This is a genomic window from Xanthomonas sp. 3498 (genome assembly GCF_014199795.1).
GTDB classification, from domain to species: Bacteria; Pseudomonadota; Gammaproteobacteria; order Xanthomonadales; family Xanthomonadaceae; genus Xanthomonas_A; species Xanthomonas_A rydalmerensis.
Map to the genome: position 1 here is coordinate 955,356 of NZ_JACHOH010000001.1, position 24,879 is coordinate 980,234.

At 67.8% G+C, this 24,879-nt stretch carries 14 protein-coding genes and 1 tRNA gene; 4 read left to right on the forward strand and 11 right to left on the reverse strand.

Annotated features, from left to right (window positions below; genetic code table 11):
- Nucleotides 1-102: 102 nt before the first annotated feature.
- Both GGR66_RS03835 and GGR66_RS03840 read right to left on the reverse strand, forming a co-directional pair.
- Nucleotides 103-3,495 (reverse strand): GH92 family glycosyl hydrolase, encoded by a 3,393-nt coding sequence (locus tag GGR66_RS03835; RefSeq protein ID WP_255421561.1) that lies wholly within the window; start codon nt 3,493-3,495, stop codon nt 103-105.
- Between the two features lie 995 nt (nt 3,496-4,490).
- On the reverse strand, nt 4,491-5,525 hold the full coding sequence (locus tag GGR66_RS03840) for an NADP-dependent oxidoreductase (protein ID WP_184447266.1): 1,035 nt from the start codon (nt 5,523-5,525) through the stop codon (nt 4,491-4,493).
- A gap of 64 nt (nt 5,526-5,589) precedes the next feature.
- On the opposite strand from GGR66_RS03840, the gene GGR66_RS03845 reads away from it, so the two are divergent.
- Entirely contained in the window at nt 5,590-6,174 is a 585-nt protein-coding gene (locus tag GGR66_RS03845) for a TetR/AcrR family transcriptional regulator (protein ID WP_184447267.1), read from the forward strand.
- An 83-nt stretch (nt 6,175-6,257) separates the two neighbouring features.
- Here GGR66_RS03845 and GGR66_RS03850 read toward each other — a convergent pair whose 3' ends face one another.
- The 4 genes from GGR66_RS03850 to GGR66_RS03865 all read right to left on the reverse strand — a co-directional run bounded on the left by GGR66_RS03850 (nt 6,258) and on the right by GGR66_RS03865 (nt 9,900).
- Nucleotides 6,258-6,707, reverse strand: coding sequence for a VOC family protein (locus GGR66_RS03850; RefSeq protein WP_184447268.1), 450 nt, complete (start codon nt 6,705-6,707; stop codon nt 6,258-6,260).
- Between the two features lie 82 nt (nt 6,708-6,789).
- Nucleotides 6,790-7,620: an AraC family transcriptional regulator gene (locus GGR66_RS03855; RefSeq protein WP_184447269.1), complete on the reverse strand. Its 831-nt coding sequence runs from the start codon at nt 7,618-7,620 to the stop codon at nt 6,790-6,792.
- Between the two features lie 761 nt (nt 7,621-8,381).
- The gene (locus GGR66_RS03860) at nt 8,382-9,065 is read right to left on the reverse strand and encodes a glutathione S-transferase family protein (protein ID WP_184447270.1); all 684 of its coding nucleotides are present in this window, start codon (nt 9,063-9,065) and stop codon (nt 8,382-8,384) included.
- Nucleotides 9,066-9,153: 88 nt separating this feature from the next.
- Entirely contained in the window at nt 9,154-9,900 is a 747-nt protein-coding gene (locus GGR66_RS03865) for an SDR family oxidoreductase (protein WP_160966010.1), read from the reverse strand.
- A 139-nt stretch (nt 9,901-10,039) separates the two neighbouring features.
- Here GGR66_RS03865 and GGR66_RS03870 point away from each other — a divergent pair, with 139 nt between their 5' ends.
- Nucleotides 10,040-10,927, forward strand: coding sequence for a LysR family transcriptional regulator (locus GGR66_RS03870; protein ID WP_326520921.1), 888 nt, complete (start codon nt 10,040-10,042; stop codon nt 10,925-10,927).
- A 214-nt stretch (nt 10,928-11,141) separates the two neighbouring features.
- Here GGR66_RS03870 and GGR66_RS03875 read toward each other — a convergent pair whose 3' ends face one another.
- On the reverse strand, nt 11,142-12,092 hold the full coding sequence (locus tag GGR66_RS03875) for an AraC family transcriptional regulator (RefSeq protein ID WP_184447271.1): 951 nt from the start codon (nt 12,090-12,092) through the stop codon (nt 11,142-11,144).
- 97 nt (nt 12,093-12,189) lie between these two features.
- Here GGR66_RS03875 and GGR66_RS03880 point away from each other — a divergent pair, with 97 nt between their 5' ends.
- Together GGR66_RS03880 and GGR66_RS03885 are read left to right on the forward strand one after the other, a co-directional pair.
- Nucleotides 12,190-12,939, forward strand: coding sequence for an SDR family oxidoreductase (locus GGR66_RS03880; protein ID WP_184447272.1), 750 nt, complete (start codon nt 12,190-12,192; stop codon nt 12,937-12,939).
- A gap of 526 nt (nt 12,940-13,465) precedes the next feature.
- Entirely contained in the window at nt 13,466-15,484 is a 2,019-nt protein-coding gene (locus tag GGR66_RS03885) for an ATP-binding protein (protein WP_184447273.1), read from the forward strand.
- Nucleotides 15,485-15,690: 206 nt separating this feature from the next.
- On the opposite strand, the gene GGR66_RS03890 is transcribed toward GGR66_RS03885, so the two are convergent.
- The 4 genes from GGR66_RS03890 to GGR66_RS03905 form a co-directional block, all read right to left on the reverse strand.
- Nucleotides 15,691-15,766 (reverse strand) — tRNA-Ile (locus GGR66_RS03890).
- A gap of 363 nt (nt 15,767-16,129) precedes the next feature.
- Nucleotides 16,130-18,313: a 1,4-alpha-glucan branching protein GlgB gene (gene glgB / locus GGR66_RS03895; protein WP_184447274.1), complete on the reverse strand. Its 2,184-nt coding sequence runs from the start codon at nt 18,311-18,313 to the stop codon at nt 16,130-16,132.
- A complete protein-coding gene (gene treS / locus GGR66_RS03900; RefSeq protein WP_184447275.1) occupies nt 18,310-21,663 on the reverse strand; it encodes a maltose alpha-D-glucosyltransferase in 3,354 nt (1,117 codons plus the stop codon). The genes glgB and treS overlap by 4 nt, the downstream gene beginning before the upstream one ends.
- Entirely contained in the window at nt 21,660-24,761 is a 3,102-nt protein-coding gene (locus GGR66_RS03905) for a maltotransferase domain-containing protein (protein ID WP_255421591.1), read from the reverse strand. Before GGR66_RS03905 ends, treS begins: the two co-directional genes overlap by 4 nt.
- Nucleotides 24,762-24,879: the final 118 nt, after the last annotated feature.

The window sequence follows — 24,879 nt, forward strand, 5'->3', positions numbered from 1 at the left end:
CAGCGTTCCTCGCAACGCATGCTGCCGCGCAACAGGTCTAGGGCAGGACGTGTCCACCGCAACGTGCGCGCAACAGCACGCGTACGCTGCGTCGCCGCTGCCTCACGGCGCGGCCTGCCGCGTCACCGGCTTCAGCAGCTCGATCTCGGCCAGCGAAACGCCTTCGCCCGCATCCAGGCGCAGGCGGTACGCGCTGTAGGCGCCAGGCTTGGCAATGCGGAACGGCCGCAGTTGCCGCGCCCAGGCGAAGGCCTGCGCGCGTCGATGATCCAGCGTGGTCCATGCGCCGTCGGCGCCGCGGCCCTCCAGCGTCCATGCCAGGCCGGACAACGCGGCGTCGCCGCTGGTCAGCGTGTAGTGCGTGGCGCGCTGCGGCGTCGCGAAGCGCAGATCGACGCTGGCACCTACCGGCAGCGGCAGCGCCGTCGTCGCATCGTCGTCGATCAAGACCGTGGCCTTGGGCTGTCCCTCCAGCGACACCGCAACGGCCTGCGACGCCACATCCTCCAGTCCCTGCGGCGCGCTGCCCGACGGGGTCAACGATGGCGGCAACGTGTCCGCGCCGCTGCCCCAGCGCGACGGCGTCGCGCCCATCACGAACTCCAGCGTGGCGCCGCCGGCGATGTCCTGTTGGCGCAGCCAGGCCTTGTTCCACGGCTTGCCGTTGAGCGTGAGCGACTGCACGTACACGTTGCGCGCATTGTTGTTGCGCGCGATCACCACCAGCTTGCGGCCCTTGCCGAGATCGACCTCGGCCCGCGGGAACGCCGGCGAGCCGATCACGTACTCCGGCGCGCCCATCCGCAGCGGATACAGCCCGAGCATGGCGAACAGGTACCACGCCGACATCTCGCCGTTGTCCTCGTCGCCCGGATAGCCCTGGCCGATCTCGCTGCCCAGGTACAGCCGGCGCAGCACCTCGCGGGTGAGGCGCTGGGTCTTCCACGGCTGTCCCGCCGCCACGTACATCCACGGCAGATGGTGCGAGGGCTGGTTGCTGTGCGCGTACATGCCCATGCGCACGTCGCGCGCCTCGGTCATCTCGTGGATGACGCCGCTGTAGCTGCCGGCGAAGCGCTTCTCCGCGGTCTCCGGCGTGGCGAACAGCTCGTCCAGCCGCGCGGCCATGGCGTCCTCGCCGCCCAACAGCGTGGCCAGGCCCGCAGCGTCGTGCGGCGTGGTGAAGGCGAAGGTCCAGGCATTGGCCTCGGTGTAGTCGCCGCCCCACACGCGCGGATCAAACTTCGACGCAGGCGTGCTCCACTGGCCAGCCGGCGTGCGCCCGCGGAAGAAGCGGGTGGCGGGGTCGAACAGGAACACATAATCGGTGGCCCGCGCCCGGAAGTACTCGGATTCCTCGCGGTAACGCTGCGCCTGCTGCGGATCATTTTCCTGTTGCGCCAGCGCCTGCCCCATCTGCGCCAGGCCGAAATCGTTGAGCGCGCCCTCCAGCGTCCACGACAGCCCTTCGTGCACGTCGTTGGCCGCGTAGCCGCGGTACATCGAGTGGGCCAGGCCCTTGCGGCCGACATTCGACACCGGCGGCACCACCGTGGCATTGCGCAGCGCCGCCGCATAGGCCTCGTGGGCGTCGAACCCGTGCACGCCCTTCAGCCAGGCATCGGCGAAGGCCACATCGGAACTGGTGCCGACCATCAGGTCCGCATAGCCCGGCGAGGACCAGCGCGCCACCCAACCGCCGTCGCGGTACTGCTGAAGGAAGCCATCGATCATCGCTCCGGCCTGCTCCGGCGCGAACAACGCATACGCCGGCCAACTGGTGCGGAAGGTGTCCCAGAAGCCGTTGTTGACGTAGACCTTGCCCGGCACGATCGGCGCAGAGGTACGCTCGGCATCGCCGCCCATGTTGTCCTTGGACCAGCTGTTCTGGTCGGCATGCCGCCAATCCGGATGCGCTGCGTCGCCGACGTTTTCGTGGGCGATGTTGGGATACAGGAACAGCCGGTACAGATTGGAGTACAGCGCGACCCGCTGGTCGTGGCTGGCGCCTTGCACCTGCACGCGCCCCAGCACCGCGTCCCACGCGTCCTGCGCACGCGCCCGCACCAGTTCGAACCCGGCGTCGCCGATCTCCTGCTGCAGGTTGCGCTGCGCCTGCTCCACCGAGATCAACGAGGTGGCGATGCGCATCACCACGGTGCGATCGGCGCCCGGCGCGAACTTCACGTAGCCGGTCGGACGCCCAGTGGGGATCTTGCCACTGGCGGTCCAGGGACGGTCGAAGCGCGCATACACGAACAGCCGCGTGGCGCCGTTGGACAGCCCGCTGCGCGTGTCGGAGTAGCCACGCAACGTCTGCGTCGCCGCATCCAGTGTCAGCCCGCCGCGCGCGTCGACATTGTCGAACAGCAGATTGGCATCGCCGCCCTCGGGAAAGCGGAAGCGGAAGATCGCGGCACGCTCGCTCGGCGCCAGCTCCGCACAGATACCGTTGTCGAAGTCCACCCGGTACAGATGCGGGCGCGCCTCCTCGCGGTCGTGGCCGAACGACAACGCACGCTTCGCGCGGTCCGCCTCCGGCACGCCGCGCGTGGACGACGGCATCACCTGGAAGGTCTGGCGATCGCCCATCCACGGGCTGGGCTCATGGCTGATCGACAGCGCCTGCAGCCGCGGCCGGTTGTCGTCGCCGTTCTGCTCGTTCCAGCGGTACAGCCAACTCAGCGTCCCCGCATCGGTCGCCGGCACCCAGAAATTGAAGCCATGCGGCATCGCCGTGGCCGGAATGTTGTTGCCGCGCGAGAACGTGCCATTGGACTGCGTCCCGCGCGTAGTCACCACCTCGTCGCTGGGCCGCCGCGCCGCCTGCGGTGCTGCCTTGCGGCGCACCGCGACATCGTCGATCCAGCCCGACGCCACCTTGCCGGCGCCAGGCTGTACCTGCAGCTCGATCGCGCGAACGCGCTTGCCGCGCAGCGCTGCAACCTCGCCCAGCCGTACCTGCTTGAACGCCCACTGCTGCGGATACAGCGTCTTCGACGCCAACTGCCCGGCCGCACTGACCAGCGCACCGTGCTGATCTTCCACGCCCAACTCGGACAATCGGCGCCCATCGTCGAACAGCAGATCCACCGCCACGCCGGTCGAGGCCACCGTATCGCCATCCACGATCTCCGGCAGCACCATCCACGACAGCACCGTGTCCGGCTCCACCGGCAGATCCACCGCAAACAGCTGCGCGTGCCCGGCCGCAGTGGCGCGATAGTGCAGCGCATGCAGCCCGGTGTAGCCCATGCCGGCCTTGGCCGCGTAAGGCTGTTCGGGTCCGTTGCCGATAGCGACCTGGACGCCTGTCTTGTCTGACTGTGTGGCCGATGCAGGCGCAGGTTCGCCCTGCTCGAACGAGGACGCGAATCCAGCATCGGCCGCGCATGCCGCGCCGGTGCCGGCGCACAACAGCGCCGACGCAGCGACGGACGCCAACCACCGGCGCGAAGACTCGGGCAGGTGCGCGAAGCGCGGGCGAAGTGGCATGGCGGCTCCCCAAACAGATCGGTCGGTTGTGCTCGCGACGCGCATGGCGCCACGCACCCCCGTTGGCAACGGCGCGCAATGAAAGCGCGCAACGTGGACCGGATCGATCCGAGGGATCGCCGCTCAAGTCGGCATCCAACACCGCTTCACGACCGCAGATGCTTGCGGACCAGAGAGCAGGCGTCAACAAACTCGTAGCACGCGATCCCTACCTGCCGTTCCCCCAAGGATGCGCTGCATCAACGGCTTTGGATCGATCCAACGCCGTTAGATGTAACACGCCTCTTGTGAGGTTGCATGCTGCTTCGCAACAGTTCGTACGCGTATCGATACGCGATCCAGCATCGATCGCGTTACGTTGAATACGAAGAAGGATGACGCTGGGCCGTCTCGCGACGAGGAGCGATTGAAGGCGATGGAGCGCCCTGGCTGACCGACGATCAACGGCTACACTGGCAAGCGCTGGATCGCTCCACACACACAGGGGTTTCAAATGAAAATGGCCACACTCGCACTTTTGACTGGACTGCTGGCAACGTCGAGCGCACTTGCCGACACAACACGCTGCTCGACGGACTCGTACGGCAACACAACGTGCCGCGGCGACGACGGAAGCGTGACGCGCACCAGCAAAGACTCCTACGGCAATACCACAACCCGTGACGACCAGGGCAACGTGATTCGCTGCTCCTCGGACTCGTACGGCAACAAAACCTGCCGTGGTGACGACGGAAGCGTGACGCGCAGCAGCACGGACTCCTACGGCAATACCACGACCCGTGACGACCGGGGCAACACAGTTCGCTGCTCCTCAGACTCGTACGGCAATAAGACCTGCCGTGGCGACGACGGAAGCGTGACGCGCAGCAGCACAGACTCCTACGGCAATACCACGACCCGTAGCGATTAGGGCAACGTGGTTCGCGGCTCGGCAGTCGACGCATCGCCGAGCCGCTGAGCCATTCGATGCCGGCGGCAACGCCGCGATCCAGGTCTCACTCAACCGTCATTACGATCTTGCCTTGGACGTGCCCACGCTCCGCACGCTCGTGCGCCTGACGCGCCTGCGACAGCGCGAAGGTGCTGTCGATGGCCACGCGCACCGTGCCGGCGTCCAGCAGTGCCGCGAGTTCGCCGAGTTGCGCGCCGCTGGAACGCACCTGCGTGGTGGACACCGTCACGCCCGGTGCCGCCGCCGCATCGTGCCCATCGAAGCCGAGCGGGAAAATAGGGAACAGCGCACCACCACGCTTGAGCGTGGGCAGGAACTTTCCGGCGCCGGCGCCGCCGACCGCGTCCACCACCAGGTCCACGTCGTGCAGCACGTCCTCCGGCGCCGTCTTGGTGTAGTCGATGAAGGTCTCGGCGCCCAACCCGCGCACGAACGCCTCGTGCTTGCCGGAAGCGACCGCGATCACGCGCGCACCTTGCCACCTGGCCAGTTGCAGCGCGAAGTGGCCGACGCCGCCGGCCGCCCCGTTGACCACCACGGTCTTGCCCTGCAATGGCACCGGCGCATGCGGCATGGGCTGCAGCGGATTGGCCACGTCGTGGCCCTGCGCGATCAGGAACTGCCACGCCGTCAGCAACGACATCGGCGCGCCCGCGGCGTGCACGTGGTCGATCCCCGTTGGCTTCAGCGCGACTTCGGACGCAGGCGCGGCGACGTATTGCGCATACGTCTGGCTGCCACCGGCCAAGCCGCTCGGAAAACGCACCATCGCGTACACGGCGTCGCCTGGCGAAAACCCGTCAACATCCTCCGCCACCGCCGCGATCGCGCCCGAGACATCCGTGCCCAGGACCAACGGGAACGCCACCGGCGGGCGCCATTCCGGCGGCAGGCGGCTGTAGCCCTCGCGCAGATACAGGTCGGGCGGGTTCAGCCCGGCCGCATGCACCCGGATCAGCACCTCGCCCGGCTGCAGCACGGGCGTGGGCGCGTCCTCGTAATGGAGCACCTCGGGGCCGCCGAACGCCCGCTGGCGGACCGCTTTCATGGTGCGCGGCGTTTCTTCGGAACTGTGCATGGCGTATCCTGATCGGAACAGTGCTCCGAATATACGGAGCACCGCTCCACTTGTAAAGGACAGCATGCGCGCTGACGCCCAGAAAAACTACCAACGCCTGCTGGACGTGGCCCGCGAAGCCCTGGCCGAGACCGGCGCGGACGCTTCGCTACGCGACATCGCGCGCCGCGCCGAAGTCGGCCTGGGTACCCTGTACCGCCACTTCCCCACCCGCGAAGCCCTGCTCGAGGCGCTGCTGCGCACCGACTTCGAGGACCTGGCGGCGAAGGCCGACACCCTGCGCACGGCAGCAGCCTCGGACCAGGCCCTGCTGGCCTGGCTGGAGGAAATCATCGCCTTCACCCATCGCCAGCGCGGCATCCTCGCCCCGATGATGTCCGCCATCGAAGACGAGTCCTCCGCGCTGCACGCCTCCTGCGTGCAGCTGCGCGCCGCGGGTGCCGCGCTGCTGGCGCGGGCACAGGCGGATGGCAAAGCCCGCGCCGACATGGACGGCGATGAACTGTTCGACCTGATCGCGGCGCTGGCCTGGCTGCGGGAACAGCCCTCGCATGCGCAGCGGTCGGAGCGGCTGTTCGAGCTGGTGACTGGCGCGATCCTTGCGCAGCCCACATCGTCTGCGGCAAAGCCAACGGCTCGGAAGCGGTAAGCCACGCCGAGCGCCGACTCCACGCCCTCGACTTCTTCGCATTTATCGCCGCAGCGAGAACCGATGCCGCGCGGCAGAGACGATCAGGCTTTCGGCGCGGCGAACAGCGCGGTGTAGCGCTGCTGCATTTCCTCCGGCGTCACCGTCTCGATCGCATGGCCGATCAGCCAGCGGTGGCCGAACGGATCACGCACCGTCCCCGAGCGTTCGCCGTAGAAGTGGTCCTGCATGCCGCGCTCGAGCGTGGCACCCGCGGCCACCGCGTGCGCCACCAGCGCGTCGGCATCGTCTACATGCAGGTGCAGCGTGACCGGGGTGGCGCCTAGATGTTCCGGGCTGCGCACCCCCATCCCTGGATACTCTTCCGACAGCATCAGCGTGTGCCCGTCGAGATCCACCTCGGCATGGCCGATGCGGCCATCGGGCTCGGTGAGGCGGAACAGTTCGCGCGCGCCGAACGCGCGGGCGTAGAACGCCATCGCCGCGGCGGCATCGCGGACGCACAGATAGGCATAGAGCTCGTGGATGGCCATGGCGACTCCTGAGGTGGACGATGCGCTCCATTCTGGGTGCCGGCGCGCGCGGCGTCTTGTAGCCATTTGACCCGCGCCGCGGTCAGCGCGGCACGTGGCGCGGCGCGGCGGGGTCAGCCCGCAGTCGCCAGGCGGACGGCGTCACCCCGGCCACGGCGCGAAAGGTGTTCGCCAGGTGCGCCTGGTCCGCGAAATCACTGGCGGCCGCGATCTCGGCCCAGCCCAGCGCCCCGTCGCAGGCCAGTGCGAGCGCATGCGAGAAGCGCTGCAGCCGCAACCACTCGTTCGGCGCCAGCCCCGTCGCCTGGCGAAATAACGCAATGCAATGCCGATGGCTCAACCCGCTGGCGCGCACCATCGCCTCCACGCGCATGCCTGGATGCCAGGGACGCAGCACAACGCCCGCCAGCGCCGGGTGCAGCGCCGCAGGCCGGCCACCGGCACGCCCGGCCAGCCAGCGCTCGAAGACCGCGAGCCGCGCCGGGCCGTCATGGCAGGCATGCAGCGCCGCCAGCAGCGCATCGACCTCGCCGGCAGGCACCAGACACTCCAGCGGCGTGTGGTGCCCCGCCAGCGCGGATTCGGGTACGCCGAGCAGAACCGCGGCCGCCCCGGGCCGCAGCATGGCGCCGACCGAGACCGACGGTTGCGAGACATCGCGCACGTGGTACTCCGTGCGCACGCCACCGGCCACCGCATGGCCCAGGCGATGGCCGCACAAGTCGGCCGCATGGTCGAAGACCTGCAGCGGCGCGCCGCCAACGCGCACCGCGATATGCGTGGCCCCGGTCGGCAGCACGTGCTCGCGCGCAAGCGCCCGCACCACCGACGGGCCGGTCGCAGGGTCGTGCGCCCAGACCGAGGCGACTAGGCCGCGCAACGCCGGAATGGGAAGCCGATGAACCGAAGCCATGCGGCGATGCTACGCCTGGTTCGGCGTGGGTCGATAGCCCCTGCCGAACCGCGCACCGCTGGTTGCGAACGCGCCGCGACACAGCCCATCCGTTCGCGCGCATTGCATCGGCGAACCGATCTCACACCGGGTCTCGTACAGCATCGCCATTGCAGTCGGCGCGCGCACCACTGGCCAGAAATGAATGCGGGCGCTGACGGCCCGACGCGCCTCTCTATTCGGCCGTCATCACGATCTGCCCTGGATATGTCCTTGCTCCGCGCGCTCGTACGCCTGTGCGCCTGCGGCAACGCGAAGGTGCTGTCGATGGCCACGCGCACCGTGCTCGCATCCAGCAGTGCCGCGAGCGCGCCGAGTTGCGCGCCGCTGGAGCGCACCTAGGTGGTGGCACCGTCACGCCCGGCGCCACCGCGGGGGCGTCCATCGAAGCCGAGCGGAAAGATGGGTAACGGCGCGCCGCCGCGTGTATGCGTACGCAGGAACCTGCCGGCGCCGGAGCCGCCGACGGCATCCAGCGGCGCATCGACCTCGCCGGCAGCGTGTCGTGCCCTGCCAGCGTACCGTCACCGCCCCGTGGCGACCGGCCTTCGTCCGCCGCTGTCGTGGCTAGTGGGCGGCTCTGCTTGCCTGGTTGCGCAGCGATCGCGGCCTGATAGCACTGATTGCTGCGCCGCTGATCGGCAGCCAGCGGCCGATCCGACAGCCCGGTGCCGACAACGGGCGCCTGAAGACGCGCCTGCAGCGCCGCGCGCAAGACGCCCTCAGCGCAGCGCACCCGCGAGCAAGGCTTGCTGGGACACGAGATGCCGCTGGAATCGGTCGGCGTAATCGTCCGGCACCGCGGAGACCACGCTCGGCCTGTCCGCGAGCGCTGCCCGCCAGGAGGACACCCGCGGCAGGCCTTCGAAGACCGACCGCGAAACCGGCGCGCGCAGCGCGTCGAAATAGCGAAAGACTGGCGCGAACGCCGCATCGACCATGCAAAACGCCGGTCCCATAAAATACGGCCCGTCGTGCAGTTGGCGTTCCAGCCGCAGCAGCTTGTCGCGGAATGCGACGCGCGCGGCGTCGGCGGTCGCGGCATCCTTGGCATTGAGGAACTGCCACGCATCGCCGAGCGCCGCTGTCCCGAACTCCACCCAGGCGCGCTGCTGGGCGCGCGCCAGCGGGTCTCCCGAGAACATCGGAGCGCCCGGCTGCGTCTCTTCCAGGTATTCGCAGATCGCCATGCTTTCGAACAAGACTACTTCCGGGCCGCCCGGCAGCCGGACCTGCAGCAGCGGCACCTTGCCGGTCGGCGACAGCGTCAGGAACCACTCCGGCTTGGCGGCCAGATCCACCTGCACGCGCTCGAACGCCACGCCCTTTTCGAGCAGAACGATCGCCGCGCGCTGCACGAACGGACACAGCGGATGACTGACGAGTTTCAAGGAAGGAAGCGACATAACGATCTCTGCAGGCAACGCGAAGAGGGCGACCCGGCCGGGCGCAGCGCGCCCGGCCAGGCCTGCCGGCGATCGGTGACCACCGCGGTCACAGCGTGCGGCCGCCATCGACGATGAGTTCCGTGCCCACCGTCCAGCGCGACTCGTCGGAGGCCAGGTACACCACCGCCTTGGCGATTTCCTCCGGCGTCCCGAAGCGGCCCATCGGGATGCTCGCGGCAATGTCCTTGTTGACCTGCTCGCGGTACGCCTCGGGAATGCCCAACTTGTCGTACAGCGGCGTCTCGACCGGGCCGGGGCTGACCGCATTGAAGCGGATGCCGCGCCCGAGCAACTCGCTCGAGAGGGTCTTCGTCATGTTCAACAACGCCGCCTTGGTCGCGCCGTACACCGACGAGTTCGGCATGCCCACGTGGACGTTGACCGAGGCGTTGAACACCACCGATGCCGGCGCGGCGAACACCGGCAGCAGCGCCTGGACGAGGAAGTACGGGCCCTTGACGTTGACGGCGAAGGACGCATCGAACGCCTCCTCGGTCCAGCTTTCGGCCGGCGCCCAGACCGACACGCCCGCGTTGAGGAACGCGATGTCGAGCTGTCCGAAGTGCGCGCCGATCGTCTGCGCCAGCTCCTTCTGCGCCGCGACGCTGGCCGAGTCGGCGCGCAGCACCAACACCTCGTCGCCGAGCGTGGCCTTGGCCCTGGCGATGGAGTCGGGGTTCACCCCGGTGACGATGACGCGCGCGCCCTCGGCGAGAAACTGCCGGGCCGTTTCCAGGCCGATGCCGCTGGTGCCGCCGGTGATGAGAGTGCGCTTGCCTGCTAGACGGGACATGGTGTGTTCCTGTGGTTGCGGTGGGCCGGCCACGCTGGCCGGCCCTCGATGGAGACGCAGCATGCGCCTATGCCGTCGTTGCCATAAGCCGACGCATGCGCATAGCATTCATGCCGATTGCGCATGATTGAGGCAGACCGTGGACCGCTTCCTGCTGATGACCTGCTTTGCCCGCGCCGTGGAGACCGGGAGCTTTTCCGCCGCCGGCCGCGACCTGGGCATCGGCCAACCCAATGTCAGCCGCCACGTCGCCGCGCTGGAGGACCACCTGCGCACGCGCCTGTTGCACCGCTCCACACGCAAGCTCGCCCTGACCCCGGAGGGCGAGCGCTACTATGCCGAGGTCCGCCGGATCCTGGACGCGGTGGACGAGTCCGAGACCTCCCTGCGCGCGGACGTCAAGCCGACCGGGCTGCTGCGCGTGGCATGCCCCACGGCGTTGTCGCACACCTACGTCATGCCCCTCGTTCCCGGCTTCCTGCAGCGCTTTCCGGACATGCAACTGGACCTGCAGATCAACGACCGCTTCGTCAACCTGCTCGACGAAGGCGCCGAGCTGGCCATCCGCATCGGCCACCTGGAGAGCAGCGCGCTGCGCGCACGGCGCATCGGCGCATTCAAGCGCGTGTGCGTCGCCAGCACCGACTATCTGGCCAGACGCGGCGTCCCCCAGGTACCGCAGGACCTGGTCCATCACGAGTGCGTGCTCTACACCCTGCTCGCCTCCGGCGCCACCTGGCGCTTCAGGGACGTGGAGATTCCCGTCACCGGCCGCATCCGCGTCAATTCCCCCGAGGCCTCGCGCGCATCCGTCAGCGCCGGCCTCGGCATCGGCATCGGCCCGGAGTGGCTGTTCGAGGACGGCCTGAAGTCCGGACGGCTCCAGACCGTGCTCGGCGCCTACGCCGCCCCCTCCGTGCCCATGCACATCGTCTACGCGGCCAATCGCCTGCTCCCGAAGCGCGCCGCCGTTTTCATGGACTTCATCGCCGAGGCCTTCTCGCAGATTCCGCAGCTCAACACATAGCGCGATTCTGCGGGCGCGGCTCTAGCTTCAACGTCTCGCGATGGATGGCTCAGAGAGCCACGCTAATGGCACGCCCGATCCCTCACTCGCCCGTCATCTGCTGGACGTGGTCAGCGAGGTCCAGGCCGAAACCGGCCACCGGGGCGATCCTTGCGCAGCCCGCACCGCCTCCGACGAGAACGTCGGCGCGGAAACGGTAAGCCGCGCCGAGTGCTTACTCCCTGCCCTCGACTTGTTCGGAGACCAACGGCTCGCCGCGCGCAGCGCCACGGCCGCTTGCGCGCGCGTACTGCGTCGGCGGCTGTCCGACGTGGCGGGCGAACGCGACGCTGAAGGTGCTCGCGGAGCTGTAGCCGACGCGCTCGGCGATCGCGGCGATACCGAACTCGTTGCGGCGCAGCAGGTCCTTGGCCAAGGCCATGCGCCAGGCGAGCAGGTATTCCATCGGCGCCATGCCTACCGTGCGGCCGAAGCGCTCGAAGAACGCCGAGCGCGACAACGCGGCTTCCTTCGCCAACGCCACCACCGTCCATGCGCGCGTGGGCTGCGCGTGCATCGCGCGGATCGCCGTGGCCAGGCGCGCATCGGCCAGCCCGCGCGCCAGGCCCGGCGACGCAGCCGTGCCGGCGGCCGAACGCAACGCCTCGATGAGCAGCACTTCCAGCAGGCGCGCGAGCACGACCTCGCGTGCGGGCCGCGACTCGCGCGACTCCTCGCTCACCAACTGCACCAGCGTGGCGAGCCGTTGCTCGCCATGCACATAGACCATCTGCGGCAGCAGGGAGACCAGCAGCGCCGCGTCCGGCGAACCGAAACTGCAGTGGCCGGCCAGGATGCGCAAGTCGGTCGGGCCTTCCTGCGTGCCGATCCGGAACACGCCGTTGCCCAGTGCGGTCGGCATCGTCTCGGCCACGTCCGCGTGCGGCGCCAGGCTGGACATCGTGATGCGGTAAGCCGCGGGCACCAGGACGAAATCGCCCGGCTGCAGCAGGATCGGCGCACCGCCATCGAGCGCCATGTGGCAGCCGCCCTCCAGCACCGCGCAGTAGAAAGGCTGCCCGGCGTCGGAACGCCGGATGCGCCAGGCACCGGCACCGACCACGTACTTGGAGAACCGGGCCGCCGGCTGCAGCAGCGTGACCACCTCGGCCAGGGGATCCACCATCGCTGGACGCTCGCAAACGAATCAAGGACGCTGGATCGTAGCGAGTACGGGGACCGCAATCTATCGTGGCTCCTCGTCCACGAGCAAAGGAATTCCCTTGAAGACCGTCCTGATCACCGGCTGCTCCTCCGGCTTTGGCCTGGAAACCGCACGCTACTTCCTCGCCCGCGACTGGCGGGTAATCGCCACCATGCGCACCCCGCGCGAGGACCTGTTGCCGCCGTCGGCACAGCTGCGCGTGCTGCCGCTGGACGTCACCGACGCGCAGAGCATCCGCGCGGCCGTCGCGGCGGCCGGCCCGATCGACGTGCTGGTCAACAACGCCGGCTTCGGCGCGCCCGCCCCGTTCGAGTTGACGGACATGGACACCGTACGCGCCCTGTTCGACACCAACACCTTCGGCACGATGGCGCTCACCCAGGCGGTGTTGCCGCAGATGCGCGCACGCGGCGCCGGCGTCGTGGTGAACGTCACCTCCAGCGTGACCTACAAGCCGCTGCCGCTGGTCGGCGTCTACCGCGCGGCCAAGGCCGCGGTGAACGCCTTCACCGAATCGCTGGCAAGCGAAGTCGAACCGTTCGGCGTGCGCGTGCGCCTCGTGCTGCCGGGGTCCTCGGGCGAGACACGCTTTCGCGACACCGCGCGCACCCGCCTGCACGGCATGGACGATGCGGTCTATGGCGACTTCATGCGCAAGACCATCGCGCGGATGGCGGAATCCACCGGCCCGGGGACGCGCATGCAGGATGTCGCCGAAGCCGTCTGGCGCGCGGCGACCGATGCGTCGGCGCCGCTGTATCTGCCGGCTGGGGCGGATGCGGTGCAGTGGGCGGCAGAGGCGGGTTGAGCCGGCGAACGCCTGAGGCACGTCCGCTTGACGCGCCTGGCGATTGTGGAATTTGCTGGAAGTCAATAAGCGATGTCCTCGGCCAACTGCATCGGTACTAATGCCAGGGCTCATTGGCCTCCTTGGCACAATCACCGCACTTTCTGCGGTGATTGGGGCGGCGAATCGCCGCAGATCGTCCGCATTGCCTACCGGGACGGCCGACGCCCCCACCGTATTCCGACCCTGGAACAGCTACTGGATCGTCCAAGTCTCCGATTTCATTTCCTGCTCCGATTGCCTCCTGACATCCGAATTATGCGCAGGAGTAGCCGTCAACGATGAGACTGAAGCGGGTCGCAGGCCTTGAGATGGCACCAGCACAAAGTCCGCAGAAAGGGCATAGCCCAAACACCCCCCTTCCCGGTATCCTCATCCTGTTCACCGCTCCATGGCCACCTCCCCTACACACATAGCCGGCTTGTCCGGGCCAGGACGGCGAACTACCACTTGGGGAGCGTTCTACGGTATGGCCGACAACCAATCCATGGATATCAAGATCGAGGCCAAGCCAGACTTTTTGAAGTCGCTTGCATCCAACGTCAGCCCGATCACAGCAGTCTCAGAGCTGATCTGGAATGGATTTGACGCGGGCGCGCAGCACGTCAAGGTCATTCTGGAACCGAACGAACTCAATGGCCTCCACGCCATTCGTGTGGCAGACGACGGCGACGGCATAGACCGAAGCAAGGTCGATGCGTTGTTCGGTGGTTTGGGTGACTCATGGAAGGCCAAATCGCACCGCCACAAGGGTCGGACACTCCACGGCAAGAACGGTAAGGGTCGTTTCCGAGCCTTTGCCCTGGGGGAGAGTGTCGAGTGGCGGACCACTTACCTCGATGGAAGAGAATTCAAGACCTACACAATTACTGGCCGCGCGAGCCACCTGACAGGGTTCAACGCCTCACAACCAACAGAAGCTGAGACTACGATCCTCGGTACCGAAGTCGTCATCGAGAACCTTGACTCCAACTTCCCGTCCCTGACGAGCGACAAAGCAGCATTGGAAATCACCAAGCAGTTCGCTGCCTACCTGACTGAAAGCCCTGGTCTGACGCTGTACTACAACGGGGACAAGATAGATCCGGCTTCGGTCCAGAACTACAAGGAAGACTTCCATCTGGGAGAAGTCGAACTCCAAAGCGGAAAGCGCGTTCCAGTGTCAATCACGATCGTCGAATGGTCGGTCCAGACAGACCGCGTGTTCGAGCTTTGCGATAAGGCCGGCGTTTCCCTCCATGAAGTCACGATCGGGCCCCAGATCAAGGCGCCCGGATACAACTTCACGGTATACGTGAAATCGGACCACTTCCGCGACCTGGACAAGGACGGAGCCCTTGTCCTGTCCGACCTCAACCAGGACGTGACCGACATCCTTGGCGCAGTCAAGGTCAAGGTGCGCGAGCATTTCCGGCAACGCATCCTCCAGCACCGCAGCGAAACGATCCAGCGCTGGAAAGACGAGAAGATTTATCCCTACGAGGACAAGGCCGAGGTCAACGCCTCCGAGCAGATTGAGCGTCAGGTCTTTGATATCCTCGCAGTGAATGTCGAGGACCACCTACCCTCTTTCGATGAGGCTCCCTCCAAGTCCAAGAAGTTCACGTTCCGGCTACTGGCCCAGGCCATTCGCGAGAACCCGGATTCGGTTCGCACGATCATGGACGAAGTTCTGAACCTCAAGAAGGAGGAACAAGACGACCTGGCAACCCTTCTGCAAAAGACGACCCTATCCAAGATCATCACGTCGGCCAGGATCGTCGCGGATCGCTTGAACTTTGTGGCAGCACTTAGCGATCTACTTTTCAACAAGGAAAGCAAGAAGCAGCTTCTAGAGCGCGATCAGCTCCACAAGGCGCTGGAGGTGGAGTCATGGATCTTCAAGGAGGACTTCAACCTAGCAGGATCTGAGAAAACGCTGGAAGACGCTCTTTCCATCCATATCGGCAAGCTCGGCAAGCGCGAGGAAGACGTCGACGAATCGGACGCCCCAGTCCTGCGCGAAGAGGACAAGGGTGGGCGAATCGACTTGATGCTGGCACGTTCCATCCAGCCAACTCAGGGCAGCCACGAGTACCTGGTAGTTGAACTGAAGCGCCCGAAACAGAAGATCAACTCGGAAGTCATTACCCAGATCGAGAGCTACGCATTTGCCGTAGCCAAGGACTCACGTTTCGACCAAAAGCGGACCAAATGGACGTTTATGGTGGTCTCCAATGAGATGGATGAGTACGCCAAGCTCAAGAGCCGGCAAAAGGATAGACCCGAGGGTGTCGTCTTCCAGAGCGACGATTCGAGCATCACAGTCTGGGCGAAGACGTGGTCTGAGATACTTAACGACGCGCGGGCGCGGCTAAACTTTTTCAGCCAGCAACTCGACTATCAGGCGGACTCCGATAGTGAGCTTGCTTACCTGAAACGAGCACACTCGAAGTACATTCCGAACGACATGGCTGAACTCGCAACGGGTTCAGTAGGCGCAGCAGATGAAGGCGACGCTCCCTAACGATTGCTGCCTGTTGCTCGACAACCTTCCCGGAACGGGCGCAGCCCAAGGTCTAACCGGACACCCTGGACTGCTTTTTGATAGGTCACCAGGATTCGAACCTGAAACAACGGGGTCAGGTTGACTTCTCAAGAACTGGGTCAGATTCACTTCCAACGTCCGCTCATTTTCAAGAGAAGACAACATCCAGTGCATTTGGATGCTTATGGTGGGCCCACCAGGATTCGAACCTGGAACCAAAGGATTATGAGTCCTCTGCTCTAACCGTTGAGCTATAGGCCCGGACGCGTCCGGAGCAGGCGGGCGATGCGTCGGCCGCCGGCTTGGCGCCTCTGGCGTGCATGCAGAGGAAGGCGCCGAGGCGGGCGTGAGTTTAGCGTCCAGGGTGGTGCCGTGTCTTCTTAGGCTGTCGGTGCGTGTGCAACCGCCGGCTCGCATGCGTGCTGGTACCCAACCCAGGGCAAGGCAGGGCTGCGCCTGATTGGGACACCCCCCCGGCAATCCGCAATGGAAGAGCGTCAGCTCTGATGGTGAGCCGGGAAAGCCCGTCGGGACTGAAGTCCCTCCCACAACAGCCTGCTTTTTCCACAACAGCGCAGCATCGGTGGCCGATGCGACGCCGCTAGCCACGCAAGCGCCCTCCCCTCAATCCTCCGAGCCCAACACCAGCACGCCCAGCGGCGGGATGGTCAGCGCCAGCGAGGCCGGATGCCCATGCGCGCCGATGGTCTCGGCACGCACGCTGCCGCCGTTGCCGGTGTTGCTGCCGCCGTAGATCTCCGCGTCGGAGTTCAGCAGTTCGCGCCAGCGGCCGCCGCGGGGCACGCCGATGCGGTAGCCGTGATGGACCTGCGGGGTGAGGTTGGCCACCACCAGCAGTGGGGCGTCGCTGCCCTGGGCGGTGCGCAGGTAGGCGAACAGGCTGTTGCCGGCGTCGTCGCCGATGACCCAGGCGAAGCCGTCGGGGGTGTCGTCGCGGGCGTGCAGCGCGGGGTGTTCGGCGTAGAGGCGGTTGAGGTCGCGCACCAGGCGCTGGATGCCGCGGTGATTCGGCTGGTCGAGCAGGTGCCAGGGCAGCGCGGCGTCGTGGTTCCACTCGGTGGGCTGGGCGATTTCGCAGCCCATGAACAGCAACTTGCGCCCGGGGTGGGTGTACATGTAGCCGAGGTAGGCGCGCAGGTTGGCGAAGCGTTGCCAGTCGTCGCCAGGCATGCGCCCGAGCAGGGAGCGCTTGCCGTGCACCACTTCGTCGTGGGAGATGGGCAGCATGAAGCGCTCGGAATACGCGTAGACCATGCTGAAGGTCATCTCGCCGTGGTGGTAGCGGCGGTAGATCGGGTCCAGTTCGATGTAGTGCAGGCTGTCGTGCATCCAGCCCATGTTCCACTTGTAGTTGAAACCCAGGCCGCCATGGGCGAGGTCGGCGGTGACGCCGGGCCAGGCGGTGGATTCTTCGGCGATGGTCATGGCGCCGGGGGCCTGGTCGGCCACCACTTGGTTGAGCCGGCGCAGGAAGGCGATGGTCTCGTAGTTCTCGCGGCCGCCGTGGATGTTGGGCACCCACTCGCCGGCGTTGCGGCTGTAGTCGCGGTAGAGCATGGAGGCGACGGCGTCCACGCGCAGGCCGTCGACGTGGTAGCGCTGCAGGAATTCCAGCGCGCTGGCGATCAGGAAGCCGGACACTTCGCGACGGCCGTGGTTGTAGATGAGGGTATTCCAGTCGCGGTGGAAGCCTTCGCGCGGGTCGGCGTGTTCGTACAACGCGGTGCCGTCGAAGTGGGCCAGGCCATGCGCGTCGGTGGGGAAGTGCGCCGGCACCCAGTCGACGATGACGCCGATGTCCTCGCGGTGGCAGCGATCGACGAAGCGGGCGAAGCCTTCCGGGCTGCCGAAGCGCGCGGTGGGCGCGAACAGGCCCAGCGGCTGGTAGCCCCAGGAGCCGCCGAATGGGTGCTCGGTGACCGGCAGCAGTTCGATGTGGGTGAAGCCCATGTCGGCCACGTAGGGAATCAGCCGTTCGGCCAGCGCGTCCCAGTCGAGCAGGCTGCCGTCGTCGGCGTGCATCCACGAGCCGGCATGCACTTCGTACACGCTGATCGGGGCCTGCGGGGCGTGACGGCGCGCGCGCGTGGCCATCCAGGCGTCGTCGCGCCACTGGAACGGTGCCGGGTCGGCGACGATGGAGGCGGTGCCGGGCGCCAGTTCCGCCTGGCGCGCGACCGGGTCGGCCTTGGCCGGCAGGTCTTCGCCGCGCGGGCCGCGCAGGGCGAACTTGTAGCGCGCGCCGGGCTCGACGCCAGGCACGAACAGTTCCCACACGCCGGCCTGGTGGCGCAGGCGCATCGGGTGGCGGCGCGCGTCCCAGCTGTTGAAGTCGCCGATCACCGCCACGCGCGAGGCATTGGGTGCCCACACCGCGAAGCGGGTGCCCTGCTCGCCGTCGATCTCGACCACATTGGCGCCCAGCGCATCGGCCAGGTGCAGGTGATGGCCTTCGCCGATCAGGTGCAGGTCGAAATCGCTGAGCTGCGGGCCGAACGCATACGCGTCGGCGGTGTCCTGCTCGCCGCCGGGCCAACGGATGCGCAGGCGGTAGCGGCCCTCGTGCGGCAGCTCGGCATGGAAGAAGCCCTCCGGTCCTTGCTGCAGCGGCACTTCGCTGCCGTCCTCCAGCACCGCGACCACCGCATCGGCACCCGGCTGGTAACTGCGCAGCACCCGCGCGTTGCCGAGGCGATGCACGCCCAGCACGGCGAACGGGTCACCATGGCGCGCGGTGGCGAAGGCGCGTTGCGTCGCGTCGTCCCAGACGTGGACGGCATCACTCATCGAATCGACTCCTGGGGCGCGGGAAAGCGGTCGAGTATGCGCAACAGTCCCTGTATGGGCACCATGATCCATGCCGGGCGGTTGGCGGCCTCGTAGCGAATTTCATAGCAGGCCTTCTCGATCAGGAACAGCAAGGTGGTGACCTCGAACGCGGCCGGCGCCACCCACGGATGCGGGCTGGCGTCGAGCACGCCGCAGTAGGCGGCCAGGAACGCGGCGCTGGCGCGACTGCGGAAGGCGGCCAGGAATGCTTCCTGCGCGGTGTCCAGGCCGGCACCCACGCGTGCGGCGGTGCCTTCCTCGCCGCGGGCGGAGACTTCGCTGGCGTAGTCGAGCGAGCGCAGGAAACCGGCGACGTCGTGCAGCGGGCTGGCCTTGGCGCGGCGTTCGTCCAGCGACTTGGCCGGCTCGCCTTCGAAGTCGATCAGCACCACGTCGTCGAACGCGACCAGGATCTGGCCGAGATGGAAGTCGCCGTGCACGCGGGTCAGCAGCGCGCCGGACAACAGCGACGGCGCCTGCTGCAGCCAGGCGTCCAGGCGCGCGCGCTCGGCCAGCAGGCTGTCGACTGCGGCGTGTTCGGCCGGATCGTCGTTGGCCTCGCGATGCGCCAGCAGCGTGTCCCACATTGCCTGCACCTCATGCACCACGCCGTCCACCACCTGCTGCGCGGCGGCCGCGTCCACGGCCTGCGGCACGAACGCGGGCGCGTCGGTGGGCTGCGCCAGCAAGGCATGCAGTTCCGCAAGGCGCCGCCCGACGATCGCCGCAAAGGCGTCGTAGCTGGCCACGATTTCCAGGCGCGCGGCATCGTCCTGCGCGGCGTCGTACTCCTCGGCGCTGCGCGACAGGTGATCCAGGGTCCAGCGCCAGGCATCGCCCTGGTTGCGCACGAATCCCTGCAGCAGCGCGAGCGTGGTCTCGCTGCCGTCGGTCTCGACACGGGCCACATGGCCCAGCAGCGGCGCGGCGTTGGCGTAGCCGAGCGCGGTGAGGCGTTCGCCGATCTCGATCTCCGGGTTGATGCCGGCCGACACGCGCCGCAGCAACTTGAACACCGCCGTGTCGCCGACGATCAGCGAGCTGTTGCTCTGCTCGGCCGATAGCCAGCGGATCTCCGGATCGTTCGGAATGTCCACGCGCTGCAGCGCCGGCGTCGGACAGAAGCGGATGCGCTCGGCGTCCGAGGCATTGCCGGCCTCGCCGTCCACGCGCAGCTCCGCGCGGTCGCGCAGCGCGGCAAGCATGCTCAGGGTGAAGGGTTTCAGCGCGAAGGCGTCGGTGAGGTAGCCGACCTCACGGCCATGGCGCACGCGCGCCAGCGCCAGTTGCTCGGCCAGCACGCTCGGCTGCTCGCGCTCCCACACGATGCCCAGCGGCAAGATGTAGTGCTCGTACGCGCCGTCGTCCAGTTCCGCCTCGATTTCCAGCAGGGTCAGGCCGTCGCCGCCGGACAGGGGCGTGCGCCGCGCAATGCGTACGCTGCGCAGGGCGCGATCCTTGGCCGCGAACCAGCGCCGGGTGGACAGCCACGCCGGCAGGATGTCGCGCTCCAGCGTCGGCAGATGCGGCTGCAGGCCGGCACTGTCGACCGTGCTGCGCAGCACCAGGGTCTGGTAGTCGGGCAGCGGTACCGGCGCCGGCACGTGCCAGTCCGGCAGGGTGGCATTGCCGACCAGCTGGAAGGCGTAGAAGCCGAACGCCGGCACAGTGAGCAGATAGGTCAGGCGCCCGATCGGCGGGAAGCTGCCGCCGCCGAGGATGTCCACCGGCACCCGGCCCTCGAATTCGGACAGGTCCAGTTCCACCGCCTGCAGCGTGTGCGAGAGGTTGGCCACGCACAGCACGGTCTCGTCCTCGTGGCAGCGCAGGTAAGCGAGCATGCGGCGGTTGCCGGGATACAGGAAGCGCAGCGCGCCGCGGCCGAAGGCGCGGTAGCGCTTGCGCACCGACAGGATGCGCCGGGTCCAGGTCAGCAGCGAATACTGGTCGCGTTGCTGCGCCTCCACGTTCACCGCCTGGAAGCCGTACAGCGGGTCCATGATCGGCGGCAGCACCAGCGCGGCGGGATCGGCGCGCGAGAAACCGCCGTTACGGTCGATCGACCATTGCATCGGCGTACGCACGCCGTCGCGGTCGCCGAGATGGATGTTGTCGCCCATGCCGATCTCGTCGCCGTAGTACAGCACCGGCGTGCCGGGCATGGTCAGCAGCAGCGAGGTCATCAGCTCGATGCGGCGGCGGTCGCGCTCCAGCAGCGGCGCCAGGCGCCGGCGGATGCCGAGGTTGATGCGCGCGCGGCGGTCGGCGGCGTAGGTCTGCCACAGGTAGTCGCGCTCGGAGTCGGTGACCATCTCCAGGGTCAACTCGTCGTGGTTGCGCAGGAAGATCGCCCACTGGCAACTCTCCGGGATCTCCGGGGTCTGGCGCATGATGTCGGTGATCGGGAAGCGGTCCTCGCGCGCGATCGCCATGTACATGCGCGGCATCAGCGGGAAGTGGAACGCCATATGGCATTCGTCGGCGTTCTCGCCGAAGTACTGCTGGGTGTCTTCCGGCCACATGTTGGCCTCGGCCAGCAGCATGCGGTCCGGGTATTCGGCATCGAGCGTGGCGCGGATGCGGCGCAGGATGGCGTGGGTCTCGGGCAGGTTCTCGTTGGAGGTGCCGTCGCGCTCGATCAGGTACGGCACCGCGTCCAGACGCAGCCCGTCCACGCCCAGGTCCAGCCAGAAGCGCATCACTTCCAGCACAGCCTCCAGCACCGCCGGGTTGTCGAAGTTCAGGTCCGGCTGATGCGAGTAGAAGCGGTGCCAGAAGTATTGGCCGGCCTCCGGGTCCCAGGTCCAGTTGGACTTCTCGGTATCGCAGAAGATGATGCGGGTGCCGGCGTAGTCCTGATCGCTGTCGGACCACACGTAGAAGGCGCGCTCCGGCGAGCCGGCCGGCGCCATGCGCGCACGCTGGAACCAGGGGTGCTGGTCGGAGGTGTGGTTGATCACCAGTTCGGTGACGATGCGGATGCCGCGCGCGTGCGCCTGCTCCACGAAGCGCTGGAAGTCGGCGATGCTGCCGTAGTCCGGATGCACCGCCATGTACTCGGCGATGTCGTAGCCATCGTCGCGGCGCGGGCTGGGATAGAACGGCAGCAGCCAGATCGTGTCCACGCCCAGGTCGGCGATGTAGTCGAGCTTGGAGATCAGCCCGGGGAAGTCGCCGATGCCGTCGTCGTTGGAGTCGAAGAACGACTTGACGTGCACCTGGTAGATGATCGCGTCCTTGTACCAGCGCGCATCGCCGGCGGGTGCGCGCGGCTCGAGTTGGGGGGACGACGGCGCGGCGACATTCATGCAGTGGCTCCGGCGCGGATGCGCCACAAGGCGAACGGCCGCGACGGATCGAGGCGGATGTGTTGGGTCTTGCCGTGCCAGGCGAAGTCGTGGCCGTCCCACAGGTCGCGCACGGCGACGCTGGCGTGATCGGGCAGGCCCAGTTCCCACAGCGGCACTTCGATCTGCGCGTTCTGCGGCGCGTACGGGTCCAGGCTCACCGCCACCAGCACCAGGCTGCGGCCACGGGCCAGGTGTGCGGCGTCGAGGAACTTGCCGAAGTACAGCACCTGGTCGTTGTGGGCGGTGTAGAAACGCGTGCCCAGGTGCGACTGCAGTTCCGGATGCTGGCGGCGCAGCAGGTTGAGGCGGGTGATCTCGTCGACGATGTCGCCCGGCGCGCGCTCGGGCCACACGCGCAACTGGTACTTCTCCGAGTCGAGGTATTCCTCCTTGCCCGGCAGCGGCGTGGCCTCGCACAGCTCGAAGCCTTGGTACATGCCCCACAGCCCGGACAGCGTGGTCGCCAGCGCGGCGCGGATCAGATGCCCGCTGCGCCCGCTATGCTGCAGGAACAACGGATTGATGTCCGGGGTGTTGACGAAGAAGTGCGGGCGGAAGCATTCGCTGGGCACGCCGCTGTTGAGTTCCTCGATGTAGGCCTGCAGCTCGGCCTTGTGCTGACGCCAGGTGAAGTAGGTGTAGGACTGCGAGAAGCCGACCTTGGCCAGCCGGTACATCGGCTTGGGCCGGGTAAAGGCCTCGGACAGGAACACCACCTCCGGATGACGCCCACGCACCTCGGCGATCAGCCATTCCCAGAACGGGAACGGCTTGGTGTGCGGGTTGTCGACGCGGAACAAGGTGACGCCCTCGTTGACCCAGAACAGCACCGCATCGCGCAGCGCGTTCCACAGCGCGGGGACCGCGCCGCTGGCGTAGAAGTCGACGTTGACGATGTCCTGGTACTTCTTCGGCGGGTTTTCCGCGTACGGGATGGAGCCATCCGCGCGCCAGGTGAACCAGTCTGGGTGGTCGCGCAACCAGGGATGGTCCGGCGCGCACTGGATGGCGAAGTCCAGCGCCAGTTCCAGGCCGTGCTCGGCCGCGGCCGCGCGCAGGCGGCGAAACCCTTCCAGCCCGCCCAGCTCGGGATGCACCTCGGTATGCCCGCCCTCGGCCGAGCCGATCGCGTACGGGCTGCCAGGCTCGCCCGGCTCGGCGCTCACCGCGTTGTTGCGGCCCTTGCGGTTCTTCTCGCCGATGGGATGGATCGGCGGCATGTACAGCACGTCGAAACCCATCGCCTGGATGTGCGGCAGCCGCGCGATCACGTCGTCGAAAGTGCCGTGACGCTGCGGATCGCCGCTCTGCGAGCGCGGAAACAGTTCGTACCAGCTGGCGAAATGCGCGGCGCGGCGTTCGGCCTCGACCCGGAAGGTCATCGGGTACTCGGTGCGGAACGGCTTGGCATCGGCGCGCGCCATCGCCTCGGCGGTGTCGGGTTCGAGCAGCAGTTGCGCTTTCTCGGCCAGGTCGCTGGTGCGGGCGATACGCGTGGTGATGGCCTTCAGCCGGGTGGCCAGCGCGCCGCGGCTGCGGCCGCGCGCGGCCTCGACCTGGGCCAGCGCTTCCTGCACGTCCACCGGCAGCAGCGTACCGGCGGCGCGCTTCTTTTCCAGGTCGGCATGGGTGGTGGCGTAGACGTCGCGCCAGGCCTCGATGCGGAACTCGTAGCGGCCCAAGCGCTGCAGCGGGAACTCGCCACGCCAGCGGTCGTTGCCGAGCGCGCGCATCGGCGTGCTGGACCAAGTGCGTGCATCGGCGGCGCGCCACAGCAGCGCCACGGCGATGCGATCGTGGCCGTCGCAGAACGCATCGGCCTCCACACAGATCCGGTCGCCGACCGTGCGCTTGACCGGGAACCGGCCGTCGTCCACCGAGGGCGTCACCGACTCGATGCACACCCGCGCCTCGCCGGCGGCAACCTCGGCCGGGGTGCGGGCGCGCGCCGCGGTCAGCACCGGGCGCGCCGGCAGGCTGCGATAGATACGGACTTCGCCCGCTTCCAGGGTGCCGCCCTGCTCGCCCTGGATCGGTTCGCCGTGGTCGCTGAGCAGGCCCTCGCTGTCGCCGAGCAGGCGCAGCAGCGCCGGACCGGGCACCGGCAGCAGGTGATCGCGATCGCTGTTGAGCAGCACCAGCCACGGCGCGGCATCCAGCGGCTCCACCGCCACCGCGGTCAGGGCGCCGTCGCGCAGCAGCGGGCGCAAGCGCAGCGTCGTGTTGGCATCGGGCAGCGGCGCTGCCGGCGTGGACCCGTCGCTCTCGGACAGCGTGTGCTGCGCGTGCCCGGGCTGCGCGTGCTCCGTCAGGATGTCCTGCGCAGCGATCGCCCAGGCGCCGCCGAACGCGGCCGCTAGACGCTGCCGCTGCGCGCGCGGCAGGGGCAGCGCGGAGGCGACAGGCGCGTCGGCATCGACGGTGGCGACCACGCGGCGCGCCAGCGCGCGCAGCGCGCTGTCCTCGTCGAAGAACCAGTCGCCGCGGCCGTCCCACCAGGCCAGCGAGGAGAACGCGGCATCGAAGCCGGCACCGGCCAGGCTGCGCAAGGCGTCCAGGCCCAGCCCAGGCGTCCATGCCAGCAGCCGCGCGTGCGGTGCCTGCGCATGGACCTCGCCGATCAGCGTGCGCCACAGCGCAGCCGGTACGCGCTGCGGCTGCAGCACACGGAAACCGGCCACGCCGCCATGCAGCCAGTCGAGCAGGCGCGTACTCCACCACTTTGCCAAGCCCGCACCCTCCTCGGCGGAGGCGAAGCGGCCCTGGGCGATGTCCGGCGCGGCGCGTTCGGCGCGTGGGTCCGGCAGGGTCGAGCTGCGGGCGCGGAACCAGTGCGGATGTTCCTGCAGCAGACCGCTGCCGCCGCCGATCTCGTCGATGCGCAGATCCAGCAGCACGCGCAACCCATGCTGTTCTGCGCGTTGCAGCCATTGCCGCAGCTGTGCCAGCCCGGCCGCGTCGTGGGCGGCGGGGTCGTGCAGGCGCCCCTGCGCATCCTGCGCGAACGGACTGGGAAGGACGATGTGATCGCAGCCCTGCGCCTGCGCTGCCGCCATGGCCGCGTCCAGCGCGGCCGCTTCGTGAGAGGGAAAGGGGGACAGCAGGCAGACATGCATTCGGAAGATCCCGTTCGACGAATGAGAAAGGACACGTCGCCTCTGCGCGCCGTTGCCG